This window comes from Verrucosispora sp. ts21 (assembly GCF_002879555.1).
Classification (GTDB): domain Bacteria; phylum Actinomycetota; class Actinomycetes; order Mycobacteriales; family Micromonosporaceae; genus Micromonospora; species Micromonospora gifhornensis.
The window spans coordinates 1-518 of sequence record NZ_PNOZ01000194.1 but is presented as its reverse complement, the minus strand read 5'-3'; the positions used below and the strand labels follow the sequence as shown (position 1 = coordinate 518).

Below are 518 nucleotides of genomic sequence, written 5' to 3'. Positions count from 1 at the left end.
ACCATCGGCGACGGCACCTCACAGTGCAACGACCGCGGCGCCACCCCCGCCCGCATCGCCTGCACCATCTTGATCACACCACCCACACCCGCAGCAGCCTGCGCGTGACCGATGTTCGACTTCAACGACCCCAACAACACCGGCACACCACCAGTACGGGACCCGTACGTGGCCAACACCGCCTGCGCCTCAATCGGATCACCCAACGACGTACCCGTCCCATGCGCCTCCACCACATCCACATCCGACGCCGACAAACCAGCAGCACCCAACGCCGCCCGAATCACCCGCTCCTGCGCCGGACCACTCGGCGCCGTCAAACCATTCGACGCACCATCCGAATTCACCGCACTACCCCGCACCACCGCCAACACCCGATGACCCCTCTCCCGAGCCACCGACAACCGCTCCACCAACAACAAACCCACACCCTCAGCCCAACCCGTACCCCCCGCACCCGCACCAAACGACCGACACCGACCATCCACCGCCAACCCCCGCTGACGCGAAAACTCCAC

The 518-nt window shown here is 65.8% G+C and carries 1 protein-coding gene; it reads right to left on the bottom strand.

Annotated features, from left to right (window positions below; all coding sequences use genetic code 11):
- On the bottom strand, positions 1-518 hold a 518-nt coding region (locus C1A38_RS30490), incomplete at both ends, for a beta-ketoacyl synthase N-terminal-like domain-containing protein (RefSeq protein ID WP_146017663.1).